This window comes from Providencia rettgeri, from assembly GCF_041075285.1.
Classification (GTDB): domain Bacteria; phylum Pseudomonadota; class Gammaproteobacteria; order Enterobacterales; family Enterobacteriaceae; genus Providencia; species Providencia rettgeri_G.
Window position 1 is genome coordinate 3,575,089 of the sequence record NZ_CP163512.1, and the last position, 18,289, is coordinate 3,593,377.

The 18,289-nt window shown below is 40.9% G+C and carries 12 protein-coding genes; 6 read left to right on the plus strand and 6 right to left on the minus strand.

The window, feature by feature from the left end:
- Positions 1 to 109: 109 nt before the first annotated feature.
- The 6 genes from AB6N04_RS16460 to rpmH all read right to left on the minus strand — a co-directional run bounded on the left by AB6N04_RS16460 (position 110) and on the right by rpmH (position 6,226).
- Entirely contained in the window at positions 110 to 1,993 is a 1,884-nt protein-coding gene (locus tag AB6N04_RS16460; protein ID WP_369309304.1) for a serine protease, read from the minus strand.
- 343 nt (positions 1,994 to 2,336) lie between these two features.
- Positions 2,337 to 3,701 carry a tRNA uridine-5-carboxymethylaminomethyl(34) synthesis GTPase MnmE gene (gene mnmE, locus AB6N04_RS16465; RefSeq protein WP_369309305.1) on the minus strand — a complete coding sequence of 455 codons (1,365 nt, stop codon included), beginning with the start codon at positions 3,699 to 3,701 and terminating at the stop codon, positions 2,337 to 2,339.
- A 124-nt stretch (positions 3,702 to 3,825) separates the two neighbouring features.
- Positions 3,826 to 5,475 carry a membrane protein insertase YidC gene (yidC, locus tag AB6N04_RS16470; RefSeq protein WP_369309306.1) on the minus strand — a complete coding sequence of 550 codons (1,650 nt, stop codon included), beginning with the start codon at positions 5,473 to 5,475 and terminating at the stop codon, positions 3,826 to 3,828.
- A gap of 2 nt (positions 5,476 to 5,477) precedes the next feature.
- Positions 5,478 to 5,738 (minus strand): membrane protein insertion efficiency factor YidD, encoded by a 261-nt coding sequence (gene yidD / locus AB6N04_RS16475; RefSeq protein ID WP_369309307.1) that lies wholly within the window; start codon positions 5,736 to 5,738, stop codon positions 5,478 to 5,480.
- Positions 5,702 to 6,061: a ribonuclease P protein component gene (rnpA, locus tag AB6N04_RS16480; protein WP_369309308.1), complete on the minus strand. Its 360-nt coding sequence runs from the start codon at positions 6,059 to 6,061 to the stop codon at positions 5,702 to 5,704. The genes yidD and rnpA overlap by 37 nt, the downstream gene beginning before the upstream one ends.
- A gap of 21 nt (positions 6,062 to 6,082) precedes the next feature.
- Positions 6,083 to 6,226, minus strand: coding sequence for a 50S ribosomal protein L34 (gene rpmH / locus AB6N04_RS16485; protein ID WP_004906236.1), 144 nt, complete (start codon positions 6,224 to 6,226; stop codon positions 6,083 to 6,085).
- A gap of 763 nt (positions 6,227 to 6,989) precedes the next feature.
- Between rpmH and dnaA the strand changes: the two genes are divergently transcribed.
- From dnaA to AB6N04_RS16515, 6 genes are all read left to right on the plus strand, one after another.
- Positions 6,990 to 8,381 (plus strand): chromosomal replication initiator protein DnaA, encoded by a 1,392-nt coding sequence (gene dnaA / locus AB6N04_RS16490; RefSeq protein ID WP_369309309.1) that lies wholly within the window; start codon positions 6,990 to 6,992, stop codon positions 8,379 to 8,381.
- Between the two features lie 5 nt (positions 8,382 to 8,386).
- Entirely contained in the window at positions 8,387 to 9,487 is a 1,101-nt protein-coding gene (gene dnaN / locus AB6N04_RS16495; RefSeq protein WP_369309310.1) for a DNA polymerase III subunit beta, read from the plus strand.
- 9 nt (positions 9,488 to 9,496) lie between these two features.
- Complete coding sequence (gene recF, locus AB6N04_RS16500; RefSeq protein WP_369309311.1) at positions 9,497 to 10,591, plus strand: DNA replication/repair protein RecF; 1,095 nt, start codon at positions 9,497 to 9,499, stop codon at positions 10,589 to 10,591.
- An 18-nt stretch (positions 10,592 to 10,609) separates the two neighbouring features.
- Positions 10,610 to 13,024 (plus strand): DNA topoisomerase (ATP-hydrolyzing) subunit B, encoded by a 2,415-nt coding sequence (gene gyrB / locus AB6N04_RS16505; protein WP_369309312.1) that lies wholly within the window; start codon positions 10,610 to 10,612, stop codon positions 13,022 to 13,024.
- Positions 13,025 to 13,404: 380 nt separating this feature from the next.
- Complete coding sequence (locus AB6N04_RS16510; RefSeq protein ID WP_369309313.1) at positions 13,405 to 16,311, plus strand: autotransporter domain-containing protein; 2,907 nt, start codon at positions 13,405 to 13,407, stop codon at positions 16,309 to 16,311.
- A gap of 234 nt (positions 16,312 to 16,545) precedes the next feature.
- A complete protein-coding gene (locus tag AB6N04_RS16515) occupies positions 16,546 to 18,132 on the plus strand; it encodes a phosphoethanolamine transferase (protein ID WP_369309314.1) in 1,587 nt (528 codons plus the stop codon).
- The last annotated feature ends 157 nt before the right edge of the window (positions 18,133 to 18,289 follow it).

Below are 18,289 nucleotides of genomic sequence, written 5' to 3' on the forward strand. Positions count from 1 at the left end.
AATAACACAGTGCATACACTAAATTTCAGCGAATACACTGGATAATCATGTTGATTTACTCAATATCTACAAACTCTCAACCATAGAGAAAGATTTAATTATTGCATTCTTACTCAGACCACAAAGAGACTTTAACCAAAATATTTTGACTCGCAGCCCCTTCCCAGGATTTTGCCTGTAATGGAATAATCCCTTCATACACACCTTGGCCTAATATAAGGTGGGTATTATCTTCAGGGAAGTATTCTAATGCTAACCGGGAGTACTTATTTGAGGAGCTACATGACGCGGCACTATTCATTGAGCTTGCAGAACAATCGGTTTTGCGAAAACCTCTAAAATTAACAAAGACTTCATCACCAGATGAAGCTTTTAATATCCCCTTTACCTGAGAGTGCTTTTTATCCGACCACACCAAAGACAGTGGTCCTTGATCACGATATAACGCAACAAATCCATAGTAATCACTACCATTTAACATGTAGCCAGTCGCATTTTTTTTATCTTTTCTAAGGTTTAAATCTAAAATTTCAGCACTTTCGATATCAAATGGAACATCATAGGGGTCATAATTATCAAAAACTAACCTAATTACATGGTTTTTAATATTTTGTGTATCATCCACTATTTTAAAAGTCACCCAAAATTTAAACAGCCCATTTTTTTCAAAATCAAAATCATATAATTTAAAAAAAACATCACCTGTAACATTACCATGAAGATGTGTCTGGCAACCATTTTTCACTAAACCGGCTTTTAGCGTTAGAAGAGATCTGTCATTGGTTGCTAAATCGAGCGCTTTAACATATAAAATTGAATAGTGACTATAGTGTTCTATTTTAACGGTATCAAAAGGCTCAATTCGGCTTCCTTCACTGAGGAATATAGGAATACACTGCTCTGGTGAGCTCATTGGTGTTAATTCAAAATTTGTCGATATAACTTTTCCTAACCCAATAACTGGAATATTACTTTTTTCAATAAAATATCCTAACTCAACATTAAGCTTTTGAGCAGAAACGCCCACATTGACATTCCCACCGCCCCAATGTAAACCGATTAATTGATTGCGGGTTCTTGATATAACAGGAGACCCCGATGAACCACCTTGCGTATCCGCATTGTAGGTTATTTTATTTCCCTTATTCTCAATGTTTAATATCTCAGTAAATTTACCATTTTTTATATCACTAATATACATTGGACGTAATCCACCATTTCCATATTGTGGAATATAAATATTTTCGCCTTTAGTAGGATTCGTTTGGCTTAATTTAAGCCCACCAAATAATGCTTTTACATTAGAATTTAAATAATCGAACTCATCCAGTGTCAATAATGCATAATCGTTATCACTTTCGGAGGCCCCCATCTTTAATATTTTCCCTGGTCTTAAACGAACAGGCTCACTGACAGTAGACGTTGAGCAACAGGATCCATTAAACCAATTAAACCAGATCTCACCTTTCACTAATTTCGGATCACTTGCGACAACATGGTGATTGGTTAATACATGATTTTCACTACCAATTAATGAACAGGAGCCCCATTTTCCAATGCGTGCTGCTGCACTTGATAACGCATATTCAGCAATTGGGCTTCTTTCATAGCACATATAAGGTTTTCGTTCATCTTCCCCAATAATGACTCTTGAATAACTTCTATCATATTTAACCTTACTCAGAAGAAATGAAAAATTATCATCGCTACTGTATTTTTTAGGTAAAATAACGCGGATATTGACCCATTGGTTGGGGATGATAATAACCGAATTATTACCATCATGATCAAAAGATTCCCTTTGTATATAACCTTCACCATACTCAAACTCAACATAGGAATATTGAGGCAACTTTATATTTTCGAAGTATAATTTTAAGAAAGAGGCATTTTCTCTTTTAACTAATAATGCGTGAATTCTCTGCTGAGGACTATCTTTAAGAAGATCAATATTAATTTCCTCAGAAAAACTAGAAATCTGATATGTTTCCATTTCAAACCTTTTATTTTAATATTAAGAAATAAAACTTAGAATAAATTTTTTTTAATTACAGTTACTTTCATTTTCATGAAAATAACGTATTGATTATATTTTTTTCCTAAAATTTGAAATAGGATAAAATTCAGCATAAATGTCTATAATTTAGTTACATGCAATCTATTAGGAAATAACAAATACTAAAAGTAAGAAGAATATCGAAAACATCAATTGAATGGCTGGCGTTAAATCTTTCTAAAATACACTAACTTATGCTAGAAATATAAAACGGCCACTTCACCAATATCCGCAAAGTGGCCATCTTAGTATTTCAATTTTATATTGAGAGTTTTGTGTTCTACTTGCCAATACAGAAACTGGAGAAAATACGCCCTAATAAATCATCAGAAGTAAACTCTCCCGTAATTTCGCTCAGTTCCTGTTGAGCCAAGCGCAGCTCTTCAGCTAATAATTCACCGGAGCGAGCATTCACTAACTGGTCATAACCCTGTTCTAGATGAACCGCTGCTGCATTCAGCGCTTGTAAATGGCGACTACGAGCAAGGAAACCGCCTTCGGTATTACTATTAAAGCCAATCGCTTCTTTTAGGTGATCGCGCAGCAAATCGATACCTTTTTCTTCACGGGCAGACAAACGAATTAATGGGTAACGTGTATCACTGATAAACTCAATCGGTTCATTTGTCATATCGGCTTTATTACGAATTACCGTAACAGGTAATTCATCGGGTAAACGAGCCATAAATTCAGGCCAAATCTCTTGTGGCTCTGTCGCATTGGTTGTGGTGCTATCCACCATAAATAAAACATGGTCGGCTTGCTCAATCTCTTTCCATGCACGTTCAATACCAATACGCTCAACTTCATCACTGGCTTCACGTAGCCCTGCGGTATCAATAATATGCAGTGGCATACCATCAATATGAATATGTTCACGTAAAACATCACGAGTCGTACCTGCAATATCCGTCACAATCGCGGCTTCACGTCCCGCTAACGCATTCAGTAGGCTCGATTTACCTGCGTTTGGACGCCCTGCAATCACCACTTTCATCCCTTCGCGCAGCAAACTGCCTTGACGAGCTTGGGAACGAACCAATTCTAAATCAGCCACCACTTCATTAAGTTTGGCTTCAATTTTACCATCGGATAAGAAATCAATTTCTTCATCAGGGAAATCGATAGCTGCTTCCACATAGATCCGCAAGTGAGTAAGTGCTTCCACCAATTGATGGATATGGGAAGAAAATGCGCCTTGCAGAGAGTTCATCGCAGAACGCGCAGCCTGTTCAGAACTTGCGTCAATTAAGTCAGCAATGGCTTCTGCTTGGGCTAAATCAAGCTTATCGTTGAGAAATGCACGCTCAGAGAACTCTCCTGGATTGGCGATACGAATGCCATCGATAGCTAGAATTCTTCTCAGTAATAGATCAAGAATAACCGGACCACCGTGGCCTTGTAACTCAAGGACATCTTCCCCTGTAAAGGAATTTGGGCCGGGGAAATAAATGGCAATACCTTGGTCAAGGACAGCCCCTTCCACATCACGAAAAGGGAGGTAATCCGCATAACGAGGTTTAGGGAGTTTTCCCAGTACGGTTTCAGCAACCAGTGCCGCTTTCGGGCCTGATACACGTAAAATACCGACACCACCACGACCGGGGGGTGTTGCCTGAGCGATGATAGTATCGTTAATCAGCATGATGTTTCTCTGTCTTTGACTTGAAATCTATTTTGAAAAGAATAAGGCGACCTTATTGGGTCGCCTTAATAGTACTATACAATTGGCCTTTGTGAAGCCATTCTCATTTTACTGAGAAGCGAGATTATTTTTTCTCTTTTTTATCGCGGCTGTGTAGACCACGTTTTTCCAGACCACGGTAAATCACTTGCTGCTGGATAATGGTGACTAAGTTACTCACGATATAATACAGTACCAGACCGGATGGGAACCACAGGAAGAAGATAGTGAACACCACTGGCATGTAGGTCATAATCTTCTGCTGCATAGGGTCAGTGACAGCGGTTGGTGACATTTTTTGAATGACAAACATTGTCACACCCATCAATACTGGCAGGATGTAGTACGGGTCTTGTGCAGACAAGTCTTGGATCCAACCGAAGAACGGTGCATGACGCAGTTCAACAGAACCCATCAACATATAATAAAGTGCCAGGAAGATAGGCATTTGAATCAGCAGCGGTAAACAACCACCCAATGGGTTGACTTTTTCTGCTTTATACATCGCCATCATTTCTTGGCTCATGCGCTGTTTGTCATCGCCAATACGCTCACGCATTGCAGCCAATTTAGGTTGCAGTAAACGCATTTTCGCCATGGAGGTGTACTGTGCTTTTGTCAGCGGGTACATAATACCACGAACGATAAAAGTGATAACGATGATGGCAATACCCCAGTTCCCCACGAAACCGTGAATAAATTTCAGCAATTTAAACAATGGCTGAGAGATAAACCATAACCAACCGTAATCAACGGTTAAGTCTAAGTGAGGTGCAACTGCGGCCATCTCAGACTGAATTTCCGGTCCAACCCATAACGTTGATGAATAAGTACCTGCACCATTTGCGGCAATCGTCATTGGTTCACTCTTATAACCAATGATGGCAGATTTTTTATCAAGATCGATGGTATAGAACGTACTTTTCTCTGAGCTTGCAGGGATCCAAGCTGTCGCAAAGTATTGTTGCAGCATCGCAACCCAGCCGCCTTTCGTCGTCAGGCTCAGATTTTTATCTTCGATATCACTAAAACTATATTTTTTATAGTTATTTTCATCAGAAGAATAAGCCGCACCACGGTAAGTGTGCAGCGCAAAGTTGCTGCTACCCGTATCACGTTCTTTTGGTAATTCGATAGTTTGCTTTAACTGACCGAAAAACGCTAACGTCAGCGGTTGTGCTGTTGGGTTTTGGATACTGTATTCAACTTCAACGGTATACTGCCCACGTTTCACAATGTACGTTTTTTGATAAACAACACCGTTGCTATCAGTAAATGTCATTGGTACACGTAATACATCTTGGCCGTTCGCTAATGTGAAAGTTGCAGAATCTGCAGAGTATAGCGGACGTTCGCCGTTATTATTTGCTGGGTTGTCTGGGCCATGAGGGCCAATCAAACCACTTTGTGCCTGGTAGACAAAGCCTGGGTTAGTTTCCAGTAAACGGAAAGGGTCTTCCGAATGAAGGGTCGCAGGATAGGCTAACAGGTCAGCCTCATCGATATCACCACCACGAGTATTGATGCGAATATCCAGTACATCAGTTTTGACTGTGATGAGCTTACCTTGCCCACTGCTAGCTACTGCTTGGGCATCACTGCTTGGCATATCCGCTTGTTGCGAAGTTTGAACAGTTTTAACGTCCTGAGCAACTTTATCGCTCTCCCAGGCCTGCCAAACTAAGAACGACACGAACAACAAAGCGATGAGTAGAAGATTGCGTTGCGAATCCATCGTTATAATTCTCTATTATCATCAGTTTTTCTGGGTGGGACAGGATCATCTCCACCAGCGTGTAAAGGGTGGCATTTTAATACGCGTTTCGCCGTTAACCAACTCCCTTTTAGCATACCAAACCTGCGCAATGCCTCAATTCCGTAATTTGAACAAGTAGGATTGAAGCGACAGCGAGGCCCTAACAACGGGCTAATCGCCAGTTGGTAGCCTCTGATCAGCATGATCAGGATTTTTGAGCCAAGCGACAGTGACGACGCCATAACTTATCCAATGCTTCCGTGATCTGTTGATTGTCGAGATTAGCAACCCCTTTCCTTACCAATACCACAAAGTCCATAGAAGGCAACTCATGTTGATGCAGACGAAAATATTCACGCGCTAATCGTTTAATACGATTTCGCTCATGAGCTCGTTTAACATTTTTTTTGGCGATGGTAAGACCGATGCGGGGATGCCCCAGCTCGTTTAGGCGACCAAGGATTGTTATCTCTGGGGAACTCGCCCTCTGCGGCTGCTTAAAGACATTATCGAAATGCCTGGGAGTTAACAAACGTAACTCCCGGGTAAAAGCGAGCGTAACCACTGGAATAGAGGGCTAGCTTTATTACTTAGATGAAACGGTCAGACGAGCGCGGCCTTTAGCACGACGGCGAGCCAGAACCTGACGACCATTTTTAGTGGCCATACGAGCACGGAAACCGTGTGAACGGTTGCGCTTCAGTACGGACGGTTGAAAAGTGCGTTTCATAACGATTTCTACCTAACTTTAAAATTTATTACTGATTCAGTAAACGCGTTGGCAACCAGTGGAAACTGATTTACACCTATGCCTCTATCGCAACAATATAGAAAGAGGCAGGATTGTAATAAAACATAGGGGGTCACGTCAATAAAATGACGCGATCATACCTCTTTTATTTATAGCCTGGCTGACCGGTTTGCCGACATATGCTGTGACAGTCAACTCATGATCCTATTTTCATACTGACTGACAACCTGCTTTTCGCCTGTATCCTTGACTAACATTAACATTAGAGCAGAACAAAGAACCTAACAAGTATACCTCAGTTTCGTGTAAAAATCACATCAGTACTGCACACAGGGAGGAAGATTATACGGACTCCGCCCCAAAGCGCAAGGATCTTCCCATTTTCTAAAAATATTTTTTGATCCTAAGGAATATTTCTTTTAAATCGTCTAAAGTTATCCCCAGCCATGTGGAAAAACTGGCGAAAAATCGGATCTTCCGGTCAACATCATCCTTATAAGCGCTGCCTTACCACATTTACCTGTGGATAAAAAGCATAAAAACTGTGTAAAAGAATGGAGATCTCTGGTGAATTTTGCGGTATGATCGTCTGTCTATTTCTGATCCAAGGATCAGCAATACGTAGTGAGTAAAAGTTAATCTAAAATCACTTTGGATCGTTTTGAGAAAATGCTCCATAGAAAATTCTGTGTTTACATCCGTACTTCTTTTGTTCCATTGACCTTGTTTAGGGGAGTCCAACGTGTCACTTTCGCTTTGGCAGCAATGTCTTGCCCGATTGCAGGATGAACTACCTGCCACAGAATTCAGTATGTGGATACGCCCCCTTCAAGCTGAATTAAACGACAATACGCTGGCACTTTATGCCCCAAATCGTTTCGTTCTCGACTGGGTTAGGGATAAGTACATCAATAATATCAATGAATTATTGAATGACTTTTGTGGAACTGACGCACCTGCACTACACTTTGAAGTAGGCAATAAGCCGATTAGCGTCGCACCGGCAGCACCTCAAGCACGTACAACTCACGAAGTACCTGCTTTTGCCGTACCGTCAGCGCCCGTTAAACCGAGTTGGGACAACTCAGCCAAAGTGCAACCCGATGTGGCTTACCGTTCAAATGTGAACCCTAAGCACACGTTTGATAACTTTGTTGAAGGTAAATCGAACCAGTTGGCTCGCGCAGCAGCGAGGCAAGTGGCTGAAAATCCAGGTGGTGCCTATAACCCATTATTCCTTTATGGCGGAACGGGTTTAGGTAAAACCCACTTATTGCACGCTGTGGGCAACAGCATCATGCAACATAAGGCCAATGCACGTGTCGTTTACATGCACTCTGAACGTTTTGTTCAAGATATGGTCAAAGCTCTACAGAATAACGCGATTGAAGAATTCAAACGCTACTACCGTTCTGTAGATGCCTTATTAATTGATGATATTCAATTTTTTGCTAACAAAGAGCGTTCACAGGAAGAATTCTTCCATACGTTTAATGCACTGCTTGAAGGCAATCAGCAAATTATTTTAACGTCCGACCGTTATCCAAAAGAAATTAACGGGGTCGAAGATCGCTTAAAATCACGCTTTGGTTGGGGCTTAACCGTTGCTATTGAGCCGCCAGAACTTGAAACGCGTGTGGCGATATTGATGAAAAAAGCCGATGAAAATGAAATTCAGCTTCCGGGTGAAGTCGCATTTTTCATCGCAAAACGTCTGCGTTCTAACGTCCGTGAGTTAGAAGGCGCGTTAAATCGTGTGATTGCCAACGCAAACTTTACTGGCCGCGCGATTACTATCGACTTTGTCAGAGAAGCACTGCGTGACTTATTAGCACTACAAGAAAAACTGGTAACTATTGATAATATTCAGAAAACAGTTGCTGAATATTATAAAATTAAAGTAGCAGATTTACTTTCAAAACGCCGTTCTCGTTCTGTCGCACGTCCGCGTCAGATGGCGATGGCACTGGCGAAAGAGCTGACTAACCATAGTTTACCTGAAATCGGGGATGCTTTTGGCGGCCGTGACCATACAACGGTGTTACACGCTTGTCGTAAGATTGAACAATTACGGGAAGAAAGCCATGACATCAAAGAAGATTTTTCTAATTTAATCAGAACATTATCATCTTAATTGCTATGAAATTTATAATAGAACGCGAGCAGTTATTAAAACCGTTACAACAGGTTAGTGGTCCTTTAGGTGGGCGTCCAACTCTGCCTATTTTAGGTAACCTTTTATTACAGGTAAAAGAAGGCACCCTCCAACTCACTGGAACCGACCTTGAAATGGAGATGATGGCCAATGTTACCCTAACTGGGGAACATGAAGTTGGTGCAACTACGGTACCCGCACGCAAATTTTTCGATATTTGGCGTGGATTACCTGAAGGTTCTGAAATTCATGTAGAACTAAATGATGACAGACTGCTCGTCCGTTCTGGGCGTAGCCGCTTCTCATTATCGACTTTGCCTGCGGCTGATTTTCCAAACCTTGATGATTGGCAAAGCGAAGTTGAATTTTCTCTTCCGCAATCAATACTGAAACGTTTAATTGAAGCCACTCAGTTCTCAATGGCACACCAAGACGTCCGTTATTATCTCAACGGCATGCTATTTGAAACTGAAGACCAAATGCTCAGAACCGTTTCAACTGATGGTCACCGTTTGGCTGTTTGCGCAATGGATATTGGGCAATCTCTGCCCTCTCACTCTGTCATTGTGCCACGTAAAGGCGTGATTGAGCTAATGCGCTTACTGGATGGTGGCGATGCACCTTTGCAACTGCAAATTGGTAGTAACAATATTCGCGCTCATGTGGGGGACTTCATTTTCACTTCAAAATTGGTGGATGGTCGTTTCCCTGATTACCGCCGCGTATTACCGAAAAACCCAGATAAAACATTGGAAGCGCGTTGTGATCTACTGAAACAAGCATTTTCCCGTGCAGCGATTTTATCAAATGAAAAATTCCGCGGTGTTCGCCTGTATTTCAGCGAAAATCAATTGCGCATCACGGCCAATAACCCTGAGCAAGAGGAAGCTGAAGAAATCGTTGATGTCAGCTACCAAGGCACTGATATGGAAATTGGCTTTAACGTTAGCTATATCTTAGACGTCCTCAATGCACTAAAAAGCGAAAATGTGCAGTTGTTACTAACAGATGCGGTTTCCAGTGTGCAAATTGAAGATGCAGAAAGTAAAGCGGCAGTGTATGTCGTCATGCCAATGCGTTTGTAATCAGTATTTATGATCCTTTCGCGTTTATTGATCCGTGATTTTCGAAATATCGAAAATGCGGATCTCTCCTTAGCTAATGGGTTTAATTTTCTCATTGGTCCAAATGGGAGCGGCAAAACCAGTGTATTGGAAGCGATATACACCTTAGGTCATGGTCGAGCATTTCGCAGTATTCAAGCGAATCGTGTTATTCGCCATGAGCAAGAACAATTTATTCTTCATGGTAAACTTAGCCACTTAGATGAAGCGCGTAACGACCTTTCATTAGGCTTAAGTAAAAACCGTGAAGGGGATAGCAAAGTCCGAATTGACGGAACAGATGGTCATAAAATTGCCGAACTGGCAAAATTATTGCCAATGCAGTTAATTACCCCAGAAGGTTTTACCTTACTCAATGGTGGCCCTAAATACCGCCGCGCTTTCATTGATTGGGGCTGTTTTCACAACGACCCACTGTTTTTCTCTGTTTGGTCAGATTTAAAACGGTTATTAAAGCAGCGAAATGCGGCTTTACGGCAAGTGACGCGTTATGAGCAAATTCGCCATTGGGATACCCAGTTAGCGCCGCTTTCAGAGCAAATAAGCCAATGGCGTCAAGACTATATTTCCGGCATCGCTGAAAATATAGAGCAGACTTGCCAACAATTTTTACCCGAATTTTCATTATCCGTTTCCTTCCAGCGCGGTTGGGATAAAGAAATTGATTATTCAGAACAACTAGAGCGCCAATTTGAGCGTGATAGAGCACTAACCTACACCGCTTCAGGACCCCATAAAGCGGACTTGCGGATCAGAGCCAATGGCACACCGGTTGAAGATATGCTTTCACGGGGCCAACTCAAGCTGTTGATGTGCGCACTTAGGTTAGCGCAGGGTGAGTTTTTCACTCGTCAGAGCGGGCAACAATGCCTGTATCTGCTGGATGATTTTGCCTCCGAACTCGATGCGGGTCGCCGTCAATTATTGGCAGCTCGCCTCAAAGCTACGCAAGCACAGGTGTTTGTCAGTGCCATTACACCGGAGCAAGTTAATGATATGATAGATGCAAATAGCAAGATGTTTAGCGTAGAACATGGCAAAATAGAAGTTCAACCTCAGGAATAGAAAGAGCAGGAAACGTTGATGTCGAATACATATGACTCCTCAAGTATCAAGGTATTAAAAGGACTGGATGCGGTGCGTAAGCGCCCGGGCATGTATATCGGTGATACAGACGATGGAACAGGTCTTCATCACATGGTTTTCGAGGTTGTCGACAATGCCATCGACGAAGCCCTCGCAGGCTTTTGTGACGATATCGTTATCACTATCCATGCCGATAACTCTATCTCCGTACAGGATGATGGACGCGGGATCCCAACCGGTATCCACGAAGAAGAAGGTGTCTCTGCCGCAGAAGTCATCATGACCGTTCTGCACGCGGGGGGGAAATTCGATGATAACTCCTATAAAGTTTCCGGCGGATTGCACGGCGTTGGGGTATCGGTTGTTAACGCCTTATCTGAAAAATTAGAGTTAGTCATCAAACGTGATGGCAAAGTTCACGAACAAATCTACAAATATGGTGAGCCACAAGGGCCTTTGACCGTTGTGGGTGAAACTGACCAAACTGGGACACGCGTCCGTTTTTGGCCAAGTATGGACACCTTTAAAGGCGTCACTGAGTTCGAATACGATGTATTAGCGAAGCGTTTACGTGAGTTATCCTTCTTAAACTCGGGCGTTTCGATCAAACTCATTGATAAGCGTGATGGAAAAGAAGACCATTTTCATTATGAAGGCGGTATCAAAGCTTTCGTTGAATATTTAAGCCGTAACAAAACCCCAATTCACCCATCGGTATTCTATTTTTCAACTGAAAAAGACGGCATTGGTGTTGAAGTTTCAATGCAGTGGAATGATGGCTTCCAAGAAAACGTTTACTGTTTTACCAACAATATTCCACAACGCGATGGTGGTACCCACCTTGCAGGTTTCCGTGCCGCGATGACGCGTACACTGAATAACTACATGGAAAAAGAAGGCTATCAGAAGAAAAGCAAAGTCAACGCAACAGGTGACGATGCTCGTGAAGGTCTGATAGCAGTTATTTCTGTGAAAGTGCCAGATCCTAAATTCTCATCACAAACCAAAGAAAAGCTGGTGTCATCTGAAGTGAAAACCGCCGTTGAAACCATGATGAATGAGAAACTGGTTGAATATTTACTGGAAAACCCAAATGACGCCAAAATCGTCGTTGGGAAAATTATCGATGCAGCACGTGCACGTGAAGCCGCTCGTAAAGCGCGCGAAATGACTCGCCGTAAAGGTGCGTTAGATTTAGCAGGTTTACCCGGTAAACTGGCTGACTGCCAAGAACGCGACCCTGCGTTATCCGAACTGTACCTTGTGGAAGGGGACTCTGCGGGCGGCTCAGCAAAACAAGGTCGTAACCGCAAAAACCAAGCAATTTTGCCACTAAAAGGTAAAATTCTAAACGTAGAAAAAGCGCGTTTTGATAAAATGCTGTCTTCACAGGAAGTTGCAACTCTGATCACGGCATTAGGCTGTGGTATCGGTCGCGATGAATATAACCCAGATAAACTGCGTTATCACAGCATCATTATCATGACGGATGCTGACGTCGATGGTTCGCACATTCGGACGTTATTGTTAACCTTCTTCTATCGTCAAATGCCTGAAATTGTTGAGCGTGGCCATATCTTTATCGCTCAGCCACCACTGTATAAAGTGAAACGTGGTAAACAAGAGCAGTATATTAAAGATGACGATGCGATGGACGATTACCTGATTTCTATTGCCCTTGATGGCGCTGAGCTGCATTTAAGTGCAGAAGCACCAGCCATGAAAGGCGAGGAATTAGAAAAACTGGTTGTCGAATATAATGCCGCACACCGTATTATTCGCCGCCTTGAGCGTCTTTACCCACAAGCATTACTAAATAGCTTGGTGTATCAGCCAACCCTAACCGAAGATGACCTAAAGGTCAGTGAAAAAGTGGAAGAATGGGCGAAAGCATTGGTTCAGCGCTTAACGGATAACGAACAATTCGGTAGTACCTATAGCTACACTATTAACGAAAACCGTGAACGTCAGTTGTTCGAACCCAATATCCGCATTCGCACCCACGGTGTCGATACCGATTACAACCTCGACTTTGATTTTGTACACGGTAGTGAGTATCGCCGTATTACCCATTTAGGTGATTTAATTGGTGGGTTAATTGAAGAAGGTGCTTATATTCAACGTGGTGAACGCCGCCAAGATATTAGCAACTTTGAAGAAGCACTGGCTTGGTTAACACGTGAATCTCGTCGTGGCCTGTATGTACAGCGCTATAAAGGCCTTGGTGAAATGAACCCTGAACAACTTTGGGAAACCACCATGAACCCTGAAACGCGTCGTATGATGCGTGTTACGGTAAAAGATGCGATAGCAACCGACTTACTCTTCACCACATTAATGGGTGATGCAGTTGAGCCTCGTCGTGCATTTATTGAAGAGAATGCCTTAAAAGCAGCGAATATCGATATTTAATTATTATATTTGTTCTGTTTACCAACCCCCTTACATTTGCATGTAAGGGGGTTTAGTTTTTAAATAATATAGTATTAAAATTATATTTTCTTATTTTAATCGCTAGATTGAAAAATTCATCTTATTTTATCTTTCAACTTATCTAACAATAAATTATTACTGACATTAAAAAACAAACAAATAAACACCTTACACATCAATTCATTACAATAAAAACCACGTATTTAAAATAAATAAAAGAATAAAAAAATAGATTAATTCACATCCAATTCAAGAAAAATAAAACTATTATTTTTATTTCCTTCGGCATAAAACATATTCGGTTCTGAAAACAGAATATCGCTGGTTTTAAACTCACTCAATAAGCCTGTAGGAATATAATGAAAAAACCATTCAAATCAGTGCCCATTATATTGGTATCGATGTTTTATACTCATCCTTCATTGGCATTAAAAGGATATGAGAATGCAGAAAAGCAAATTATAGATAAAAGGAATGATTGGCTTCAAGGCATTAAAAATGAAGCGATTACACCACCGCCACCGGAAAACTCAGCGGCAGCAAACAAGGATCGGAGTATTTATCACGAGAAGACAAAAATAACAGGGGAAAGAAAAGCGCTTGCTGAAGCAGATAAAAACCAAAAAAGTGACTATTTGTTAAATAGTTTTAATAACGTCATTTTTGGCAAAAATAAATTTAATGTAAATTTAACCACGAATCGCCCCTTTAAAAAACTTCAGTCATTATACAACCAAGGAAGTTACGCTAGATTCAATGCTAAACAACCAGAAAGGGCAATGGAGTTTATTTTAAAAGATCATTTTCTCCGAGGACGCCCAAAGCAAGTTCTCAACACCGATGGGGAATATCTTCCTGATTATACAAAAATAGCAGGGTCATCATACCCTAGTGGTCATGCATGGAATGCCTTCAAACAGGCAGCAACCTTATCAACGATGTTCCCTGAAAAGATAAAAGAAATCTATGGTCGAGCCTCTGAGTATGGGGAAAGCCGTGTTATCGTTGGCGCCCATTTTCCGACTGATATTATCGCCTCTCGAGTAGGTAATTATTATTTACTGGCTCAACATTTAGCCGACGACGAGATAGCTGAATCATTTGCAACATTAGCGAAAGATGCACGCTCTATCTTACCAACCCTATGTAAGCACAAACCGCAGGAGTGCTTTGCTTCCTCACAAAATGGCAGCGCGAACTTATCTCATAATAACTATGCTGTGCCGGAGTTGTCACCCGATAAACTGCCCAAGCTAGCCAGTAACTTGCTACGACTGCGTTTCCCTTATCTTAATGAAGAACAACGGCTGAGCATTTTAGCCAGCACCGCTTATCCCAGTGATTCCCTTTCAGGTTGGAATATAAAAAGCGATGACCCAAACACTTATTGGGGGCTGATAAATTTACCTGAAGCTTTTGATGGACCCGTTTATTTTTATAACGATGTTATTGTTGACCAGAACAAGAGCAAATACAGCCTAGCGACCTATTCAACTAGCGATGAATGGAAAAAAAACATTCATGGACCAGGGAAATTGATCAAAACAGGCTATGGCATTCTCATTTTATCAGGAAACAATCGCTTTGCAGGCCTGCAACTCAACCAAGGCTGGATCACTTTAAATGGCGAAAATACTTACGCAACACGATCATCCGTCAATGATGGAGAGCTAACCATAAATGGCAGTTTAAATTCCCCGCTAGATATACATAAAGGCACAGTGATCAATAATGGCAAAATGCATGATGTGACTATTCATAACAATGGGTTATTGATAGGGACTGGACAGCTTGGTAATTTAACAGTGAAAGCGGGGGGAACAATATCCCCCGGAAAAAATAAAGCCGCAACAATCGAAATTGCTGACTCTGTCACTTTTGAAGCCGGCAGCCAATATCCTGTTGAAATTACTAAAGAAGGAGTCAATGATAAACTGAATAGCCAAGGTTTAGCGATTTTAAATGGTGGGACAGTTAGTGTCACATTACAGGGCAGCAAAAATGCACTGACGGCAGAAGAACTTGTCCAATTATTGGATGAAAAGTACACCATATTGAGTGCCAAAAAAGGCGTGAGAGGACAGTTTGAGGCTGTATTACCGAGCTATTCTTTTGTTAAGTCTCAACTCATTTATTCACCGAATGATGTTACCTTAAGTTTTTCTCGCAATAACATTGCCTTTGCCTCTTTTGCTGACACCAAAAACCAAAAAGTGGTCGCGGAAATACTCGACAAACTCCCCAGAAGTCATGCTTTATATAAAAGTCTAATATTGTCTGATGAGAATAACATTAAAGTCGCAATACATGAATTATCAAAGCCCATTCATGCTCATGTGTTATCAAATCAAATCAATAACACCCTCCCAATTAGAAGAAAGCTACTGGAACATATTCGAACTTCTGAATCATTCAATCTGACAAAAGGGCGTCACGAGAATAAAGGGGATTTATGGGTTAATACGTTATATCAGCAGGAAACTATACCAAATGATGATAACACCACAGGTTATCACGCCTCCGCCAATGGGATATTCCTAGGTGCAAGCCAACGTTTTTATCATGATACCATTACGGCCGGTATTGCCATCGGTGTTACCCAAGGTTCACTATCCAGTGAAGATAACACTAATAAGAATATCAACTACCACATTGCCGCTTATGGTGGTGCTCAAATAAAACCGATTGTCCTTCGGGGTGGCGTTGAATATAACCGAGGAAGCATCGACACGAAAAGGCCTGTGAACTATCAAATGTACGCTGATAGCAACACTTCCACTTATGATATAAATACAAGCCAAGCGTTTATTGAAATGGCTTACCCTTTAACCACTTCCATTGCAAACATTGAACCCTTTACTAACTTTGCTTATATCAATACTCACAATAGAGTGATTAATGAGAATGGCGGAAAAACAGCGCTTAGCGCAGATGAGCAAAGCACGGTCACACTACTCTCTATGCTGGGCGTACGTTTTGATAACCATTGGGCGCTCAATGAACGCTATAAATTAGGCTTATACGGTGAATTAGGCTGGCAACATCAATATGGTGACTTAACACGTGAAATTAAATTGAAATTTCCACAAACCGGACATGCGTTTATTTCACAAAGCGTATCAGCCCCTAGAGACAGTATCACAGCTAAAATCGGAGCGAACATTGATATAAGTAATGATTATAAATTATCGGTTGATTACAGTAAGTTAAAATCTAACTATTACGACAATAATAATATTAATGCCAAGCTTTCTTTATCATTTTAGCCTTAGTTAACGTTATTTTGTATTTAAAATGCCTTTAATTGCGGCCATGTGCCCCCTAATAATTGGGGGCACTTTCTGACCAAACCTAACGCTCTTTTACATTCTTTTACCCCACTCTTTTGATTATCTTACGTTTTATCATGGTATAAACACTAAATACGTTAATAAAATGTTAGCTGGCAAAAACGAGGGTTTTCTTCACTAAGGCAAGGTTCAAACACATAAAAGACAATAATGATTATGCAACAACTGATTGCTTTAACTTATTTTTTAGCTTTTTCGACACTTCCCATCTTGTTAAGTGGGGAGCTAAATACAGCAACAGATATCACCATTATCTTATCCGGAGTATTGGTGATGGTACTTTGTGCAAGTGTCTATCGAACGCGCTTAGGTAAACTATTTACCACGGTGATTGCCCTTTTATGGGCGCTTAATTTATCTATTTCCTTCTTTTTCTACCAAAAACACGATATCCGTTTTTCATCTTCTATTGCAGAAACCTTTATTAATACCAATAGCAATGAAACGGTGGGCATGTTGTCATATAACATTGGTTATGTTGTTTTCTACCTCATTGCGTTTACTTTGTATTTGTTGAGCATTCATCAATGTTCAAAATACATTTCACCGCGTATAAGTAAATTGAATCTGCTATTGGTGATTGGTTTCTTTGTTGCCATTCCTATTTATTATTCACCGTTACTTAAACAACCAGATAGCCATTTATTAATCGGGGAAAAATACCTACAAAACTCCCCATTTTATAATGCCGCAGCTTTACTCAAAAATTTTTACGAAAACAGAGAGATACAAAAGATATCGTCGCAAAAAGTCTCTTTTAATTACGACAAAACACACAGCGAGACACAAATTTATGTATTAGTGATTGGTGAATCACTGCGTCGCGATCATATGAGCCTGTATGGCTATAACTATGAGACCACACCAAACCTGAATAATCGAAAAAACCAAATAAAAGTGTTCACGCAAGCGTATTCACCCGCACCTGTCACCATCTTGTCGGTCCCCATTTCACTTGCCAATATTCAACTCACACAAATACAAAATAAAAAACATTATGCCGATAATATTATTTCATTGGCAAACCATGCAGGGTTCAAAACCTATTGGATCAGCAACCAAGGAAAAACCAACAAGAAAACCAGTGTGATATCGGCAATCGCCAGTATGGCGCAAGATAAAAAATGGAATGAATTTGTCGGTTATGACAATGAATTAATTGATGATTTTGAGAATGCCGTTAACGACAATACCTCAAACAAAAAGCTGATTGTGTTGCATACCTACGGAAGCCATGAGCCCGCATGTAACCGTTTTCCCGAAAATCAACTCAAAAAAATGAGTGGCCAAGAAGACGATGATTGTTATGACAGTTCTATTGCCTATACTGACGCTTTTATTGAAAAATTATTGCAGAAACTAGACAGTAAACCTGCCTCATTGATGTTTTTTGCCGATCATGCTCTACAACGCTTAGACAGTGATGGTAATATTCATTACCATCATGGGGTGAATAACCCAAGAAAAGAAGCCTATGAAATTCCATTATTGATTTGGTATAGCCAAACAGCCTCAAAACCAACATTGACAAAACAGACCTTGATGGCCCCCTATTCAACGGCCAATAATTATTGGTTAATCAGCGATTGGTTAGGAATACAACAGCATGCCGCACAACGTTGTTTATCCCCCCTACGTGCATGCTATCAACCCAATAAAAATATTCAGGCTATTGATGGTAACCGAAACTTATTATTCATAAATCAATTACCAACAGAAACAATAGATCCACAATAAAACTCGAGAGGTTCGCCGCCGAGTGAACTCGGCAAGAGCTTCTTAACGTAGCATCAAATAAGTGAAACGTGCGTCAATTGAACCCGAACGTCATTAACTTTGTTTAAATTAGAGAAAAAATGAAGCTAAAACACAGTAACATTTTATCTATTGAACA

What these genes read in the sequence shown, in the direction of transcription:
- AB6N04_RS16460 (WP_369309304.1), bottom strand. Translation starts at nt 1,993, where the DNA reads ATGGAAACATATCAGATTTCTAGTTTTTCTGAGGAAATTAATATTGAT.
- mnmE (WP_369309305.1), bottom strand. Translation starts at nt 3,701, where the DNA reads ATGCTGATTAACGATACTATCATCGCTCAGGCAACACCCCCCGGTCGT.
- yidC (WP_369309306.1), bottom strand. Translation starts at nt 5,475, where the DNA reads ATGGATTCGCAACGCAATCTTCTACTCATCGCTTTGTTGTTCGTGTCG.
- yidD (WP_369309307.1), bottom strand. Translation starts at nt 5,738, where the DNA reads ATGGCGTCGTCACTGTCGCTTGGCTCAAAAATCCTGATCATGCTGATC.
- rpmH (WP_004906236.1), bottom strand. Translation starts at nt 6,226, where the DNA reads ATGAAACGCACTTTTCAACCGTCCGTACTGAAGCGCAACCGTTCACAC.
- dnaN (WP_369309310.1), top strand. Translation starts at nt 8,387, where the DNA reads ATGAAATTTATAATAGAACGCGAGCAGTTATTAAAACCGTTACAACAG.
- recF (WP_369309311.1), top strand. Translation starts at nt 9,497, where the DNA reads ATGATCCTTTCGCGTTTATTGATCCGTGATTTTCGAAATATCGAAAAT.
- gyrB (WP_369309312.1), top strand. Translation starts at nt 10,610, where the DNA reads ATGTCGAATACATATGACTCCTCAAGTATCAAGGTATTAAAAGGACTG.
- AB6N04_RS16510 (WP_369309313.1), top strand. Translation starts at nt 13,405, where the DNA reads ATGAAAAAACCATTCAAATCAGTGCCCATTATATTGGTATCGATGTTT.
- AB6N04_RS16515 (WP_369309314.1), top strand. Translation starts at nt 16,546, where the DNA reads ATGATTATGCAACAACTGATTGCTTTAACTTATTTTTTAGCTTTTTCG.